Source organism: Blautia sp. AF17-9LB, from assembly GCF_003479185.1.
GTDB lineage: Bacteria > Bacillota > Clostridia > Lachnospirales > Lachnospiraceae > Fusicatenibacter > Fusicatenibacter saccharivorans.
The window spans coordinates 1-525 of sequence record NZ_QUGU01000009.1 but is presented as its reverse complement, the minus strand read 5'-3'; the positions used below and the strand labels follow the sequence as shown (position 1 = coordinate 525).

Here is a 525-nt window from a genome sequence, read left to right as displayed (position 1 = left end):
ATGATCGGACTCGAACCGATAACCTGCTGATTACAAATCAGCTGCTCTGCCAATTGAGCCACATCGGCCGATTGCCTGATTGGCAAGTGGGTGGTGGTGGATTCGAACCACCGAAGCAATTTGCAGCAGATTTACAGTCTGTCCCCTTTGGCCACTCGGGAAACCACCCATAAAAGAATGGGACCTACAGGGCTCGAACCTGTGACCCTCTGCTTGTAAGGCAGATGCTCTCCCAGCTGAGCTAAGATCCCATTTTTCAGATATTTAGTTATGAAAAGCGACCCGGATCGGGATCGAACCGACGACCTCCGCCGTGACAGGGCGGCGCTCTAACCAGCTGAGCCACCGGGCCACAATAACTATTTTGAAGATATTTGATATACCTTCAAAACCGCATACACTTAACACCTATACATCATACCATACTTTCTTTCCGAACACAACCATTTTCTGCAAAACTTTTGTTTTGCATTTCAGGTCAAGCCCTCGACCGATTAGTAACAGTCAGCTCCATGCCTTACGGCA

3 tRNA genes are annotated in these 525 nt (G+C 48.6%); all 3 read right to left on the bottom strand.

The features are described from left to right. Positions 1–87: 87 nt before the first annotated feature. The 3 genes from DWX00_RS10620 to DWX00_RS10610 all read right to left on the bottom strand — a co-directional run bounded on the left by DWX00_RS10620 (position 88) and on the right by DWX00_RS10610 (position 352). Positions 88–169 (bottom strand) — tRNA-Tyr (locus tag DWX00_RS10620). A gap of 9 nt (positions 170–178) precedes the next feature. After that, a tRNA-Val gene (locus DWX00_RS10615) sits at positions 179–251 on the bottom strand. Positions 252–278: 27 nt separating this feature from the next. Then, positions 279–352: transfer RNA gene (locus tag DWX00_RS10610), tRNA-Asp, on the bottom strand. Between the last annotated feature and the right edge of the window lie 173 nt (positions 353–525).